This window comes from Bacillus sp. C30, from assembly GCF_040838255.1.
Lineage (GTDB): Bacteria > Bacillota > Bacilli > Bacillales > Bacillaceae_G > Bacillus_A > Bacillus_A mycoides.
The window spans coordinates 1-4,668 of sequence record NZ_JBFPJH010000263.1 but is presented as its reverse complement, the minus strand read 5'-3'; the positions used below and the strand labels follow the sequence as shown (position 1 = coordinate 4,668).

The 4,668-nt window shown below is 34.3% G+C and carries 4 protein-coding genes; all 4 read left to right on the top strand.

Annotation, left to right across the window (positions count from 1 at the left end; all coding sequences use genetic code 11):
* Positions 1 to 63 precede the first annotated feature (63 nt).
* The 4 genes from AB3X49_RS18015 (at position 64) to AB3X49_RS18000 (ending at position 4,546) form a co-directional block, all read left to right on the top strand.
* Positions 64 to 1,824, top strand: a complete 1,761-nt coding sequence (locus AB3X49_RS18015) for an ABC transporter ATP-binding protein (RefSeq protein ID WP_367963792.1) — start codon at positions 64 to 66, stop codon at positions 1,822 to 1,824.
* Between the two features lie 86 nt (positions 1,825 to 1,910).
* Positions 1,911 to 2,588 (top strand): envelope stress response regulator transcription factor HitR, encoded by a 678-nt coding sequence (hitR, locus tag AB3X49_RS18010; protein WP_002012350.1) that lies wholly within the window; start codon positions 1,911 to 1,913, stop codon positions 2,586 to 2,588.
* The gene (gene hitS / locus AB3X49_RS18005; RefSeq protein WP_002165950.1) at positions 2,585 to 3,658 is read left to right on the top strand and encodes an envelope stress sensor histidine kinase HitS; all 1,074 of its coding nucleotides are present in this window, start codon (positions 2,585 to 2,587) and stop codon (positions 3,656 to 3,658) included. Before hitR ends, hitS begins: the two co-directional genes overlap by 4 nt.
* A 168-nt stretch (positions 3,659 to 3,826) precedes the next feature.
* Positions 3,827 to 4,546, top strand: a complete 720-nt coding sequence (locus tag AB3X49_RS18000; RefSeq protein ID WP_000818985.1) for a 3-ketoacyl-ACP reductase — start codon at positions 3,827 to 3,829, stop codon at positions 4,544 to 4,546.
* The last annotated feature ends 122 nt before the right edge of the window (positions 4,547 to 4,668 follow it).

The following is a 4,668-nucleotide window of genomic DNA, read 5'->3' as shown; positions in this document are numbered from 1 at the left end:
CATTTATAGCGTATTCTAGTTTTAGAAAGAATAGTTTTGTTTATAACGAGGAGATGAACGACAATGGAAGTTAGGAATACAGAAAAGAAAAAAGGGAATTGGAGGCAGTTTTTACGTCTCATTCAAGATACAAATCCACCGAAAGGCATTCTTATTTTTGCATTAATAATGAGCTTACTTTCTACTGGAGCGAGTTTGTTTATTCCAATGCTGACAAAAGGTTTAGTTGATAATTTTTCACTTTCTTCAATTAGTACGGGACAAATTGTTGGATTAATTGCATTCTTTATTATTCAAACAATTGCTGCAGGATTGTCAATTTATTTACTGAATTATATTGGACAAAAAATTGTAGCTGGACTTAGAGAACGATTGTGGAAAAAGGTACTTATTTTACCAGTGTCTTATTATGATCAAAACAGAACGGGAGATACAATTAGTCGTATGACAAATGATACAGGTGTTGTTAAAACATTAATTTCTGAGCATTTGTCAAACTTATTAACAGGCAGTATCTCAATTATTGGGTCATTAATTGTATTATTTGTTTTAGACTGGAAAATGACAATTTTACTTTTAACGATTATTCCATTATCGGTACTAATTTTAGTTCCACTTGGACGGAAAATGTATAAGATTTCAAAAGCACTTCAAGATGAAACGGCTTCTTTTACTAGTGTATTAACACAAGTACTATCAGAAATTCGTTTAGTAAAATCTTCAAATACGGAAAAAAAAGAATATGAAACAGGTAATACAGGTATCCAAAAATTATTGCAATTTGGTTTGAAAGAAGGAAAAGTGCAAGCATTAATTTCACCTGTTATGTCGTTTGTTTTAATGGCATTGCTTGTTATTATCGTAGGGTATGGTGGAATGCGAGTTTCTAGTGGTGCATTAACAACAGGTGAACTTGTAGCATTTATTTTGTATTTAGTTCAAATTATTATGCCGATGAGTCAGTTATCTATGTTCTTTACTCAGTTCCAAAAAGCAATTGGTGCAACCGAAAGAATTAATACGATTTTAGAATATGAAGTAGAAGATCATGAAACAGGTATGAATGTTACAAATGCGAAGCAGCCGATCGTTATTGAAAATGTACATTTTGAGTATAACGAAGAGGAGAAAATCTTGAAAAATATCGACTTCACGATTGAATCTGGAAAAGTAACGGCGATTGTAGGACCAAGTGGTAGCGGAAAAACAACTTTATTCTCGCTGTTAGAACGTTTTTATGAGCCAACTAGTGGTTTCATAAAATTAGGGAAAGAACCAATTACAGCATATTCATTACAATCATGGCGACGTCAAATTGGTTACGTTTCACAAGATAGTCCGTTAATTGATGGAACGATTCGTGATAATATTTGTTACGGTGTTGAGGGTGAAGTGACGGATGAAGAAATTGAAAAAGTAGCAGCGATGGCGTATGTTGATGCGTTTATTCATGATTTACCAAGTGGATACGCAACAGAAGTTGGAGAGCGTGGTGTGAAGCTTTCTGGAGGGCAAAGACAACGAATTGCGATTGCTCGAGCGTTACTACGAAATCCGCAAATCCTTATGTTAGATGAAGCGACTTCAAGTCTTGATAGTAAATCGGAATCGGTTGTTCAGAAGGCGTTAAATAACTTAATGAAAGGTAGAACAACTTTAGTTATTGCGCATAGACTTTCTACTGTTGTAGATGCAGATAAAATTATCTTTATTGAAAAAGGGAATCTTACAGGAAGTGGCTCACATGATGAGTTATTACGGACACATGACATGTACCGTGAATTTGCAATGCAACAATTGAAAATTAAAGAAGGAGCATTATAGAATGAAAACAATCAGTGAAGGGGCACTTCACTGATTGTTGATTTTAGAGTGCTAAAAAGTATGTTAAGCAGAAAGGATATGATTCCTTGATACCCAAAATTTTAATTGTAGATGATGATCCGCACATTAGAGAACTTGTTTCTGTATTTTTGGAACGAGAAGGTTTTCAAACATATGAGGCCGTTGATGGATTAGATGCTCTTCGAAAAATAGAAGAAGTGAAAGTCGATATGGCGATTCTTGATATTATGATGCCAAATATGGATGGGTTTGATTTATGTTATGAATTAAGAAAATACTATGATATCCCAATTCTTATGCTGACTGCTAAAGGTGAAACATCTCAAAAAGTAAAAGGATTTCACCTCGGCACAGATGATTATCTTGTAAAACCATTTGATCCTTTAGAATTAGTTGTGAGAGTGAAGGCATTATTGAAACGTTACCAAATTACAGTATCGCAATCTATTCAAGTTGGGAATGTACTGTTAAATCGTAAAACATTTGAAGTTAACGTTGGAGAACAAACGGTGACGCTGCCGCTAAAAGAATTTGAGTTGCTCTTTACATTAGGATCTAAAGCGGGAAGAACTTGTTCAAGAGAGCAATTAATAGAAGACGTATGGGGATATGATTTTGAAGGGAATGAACGCACGCTAGACGTTCATATTAATCGGTTGCGTGAAAAGTTTCAAGAAGAGCTATCGAAGTTTAGTATAAGGACGATAAGGGGCTTAGGGTATCGCTTAGAGGTAAGTAAATGAGAAAAAGAGAAAGAATGAGTAAGATGAAGATGTTAAAAGTAATAGGGGCGATAGTAGCGCTCTTTGCTTTTCTTACTATAATTTGGTCAATAGCCTTTTTTGTATCGTCTAGTGTAATGAAAGCTTTTGAAATAAACGTATCGCCTTTTATTAGTTTTCTAATTAGTGATATGGTCGGCTTTGTTTTTATCGTTCTTATTTGGACATTAATCGGGATTTTAATGAGACCGAAGCGAGAGGCGATGATTTGGACGATCATTGAACCGATACAAAAAATTGCAAAAGGGGACTTCTCTGTAAAAATACGGAATGAAGAAAAGTATGATGGCGAAATTGGTGTGCTTGTAAAAAGTATTAACGATATGACGGATGAACTTAATGCAATGGAGAAAATGAGACAAGAATTTGTATCGAATGTTTCTCATGAAATACAGTCGCCATTAACATCTATTAAGGGATTTGCTCGAGCGCTACAAGATGATAATCTACCAGTTGAAAAAAGAAAACATTATCTTACTATTATTGAAACTGAAACAACGCGATTATCTAAATTGAGTCAAAATTTATTGAAGCTAACACTTTTAGAGTCAGAGGAATACTCACCAGAAAGAGCTACTTATCGATTAGATCAACAGTTGAAACAAATTGTGTTAAATAGTGAGCCTCTTTGGGATGAAAAAGGACTTGAGCTAGATCTTGATATGGATAAAGTGTGTGTTACTGCAGACAAAGAAAGTATGAGCCAAGTATGGATTAATTTAATTCATAACAGTATTAAATTCACACCAAATGGTGGCACGATTACAATTCATTTAAAAGAACATAAGGAATTCCTGGAAGTAAGTATTCATGATACGGGAATTGGTATATCCGAAGAACAGAAACAACATATTTTTGAACGTTTTTATAAAGCGGATTCTTCACGAAACCGTGCTTATGGAGGAAGTGGATTAGGTCTAGCAATTGTAAAAAAAGTACTCGACCTTCATCAAGGAAAAATAAAAGTTGAGAGTGTAGAAGGAAATGGTACAGAATTTATTGTGCGTATTCCAAATCATGAAGAAAAATAGTGTTAGAAGGAGGCCTTCTAACACTATTTTTCTTTAAAAATGCATTTACCATTACTATAGTTACCTATAAGTAACCTACGCACATAAAAGTGCATCATTGCCTTTTTGCATAAACATAGATACACTTTTAATATAATAAACAACTGAGATGATTAAGGAGTGTTATACTTGGCAGAATTATTACAAGGAAAAAATGCTTTAATTACAGGAGCAGGTAGAGGGATTGGTCGTGCTGTAGCGATTGCGTTAGCGAAAGAAGGCGTAAATGTAGGTCTTTTAGCTCGTTCAGAAGAAAACTTAAAAGCTGTAGCGAAAGAAGTGGAAGCAGAAGGTGTAAAAGCTGTTATTGCGACTGCTGACGTATCTTCATATGAAGAAGTAACGACTGCAATTGAAACATTAAAAAATGGTTTAGGATCTATCGATATTTTAATTAATAACGCTGGTATTTCTAAATTCGGTAAGTTTTTAGAATTAGACGTTGCTGATTGGGAAAAAATCATTCAAGTAAACTTAATGGGTGTATACTATGCAACTCGTGCAGCTTTACCAAGTATGATTGAACAACAATCTGGTGATATTATTAATATTTCATCTACAGCAGGACAAAAAGGTGCACCTGTAACAAGTGCATATAGTGCTTCTAAATTTGGTGTTCTTGGTTTAACAGAATCGTTAGCGATGGAAGTTCGTAAACATAATATCCGTGTAACAGCTTTAACACCAAGTACAGTAGCAACTGACATGGCTGTAGACTTAGGATTAACTGATGGAAATCCTGATAAAGTAATGCAAGCGGAAGATATTGCAGAGTTTATCGTAGCGCAGCTGAAATTAAATAAACGTACATTTATTAAATCAGCAGGACTTTGGTCTACTAATCCGTAAGGGATAAATATAAAATACAAAGAAGGGACATCTATTCTGTAATGGAGTGTGTGTGTCCCTTCTTTATTTTTTGTGTATGAAACGGAATTTTCGGTATAATTAAATTTGAATGGTAGATAAGT

Bases quoted from the DNA above. Each gene is read 5' to 3' on its own strand.
- AB3X49_RS18015 (WP_367963792.1), top strand. From the start codon at position 64: ATGGAAGTTAGGAATACAGAAAAGAAAAAAGGGAATTGGAGGCAGTTT.
- hitS (WP_002165950.1), top strand. From the start codon at position 2,585: ATGAGAAAAAGAGAAAGAATGAGTAAGATGAAGATGTTAAAAGTAATA.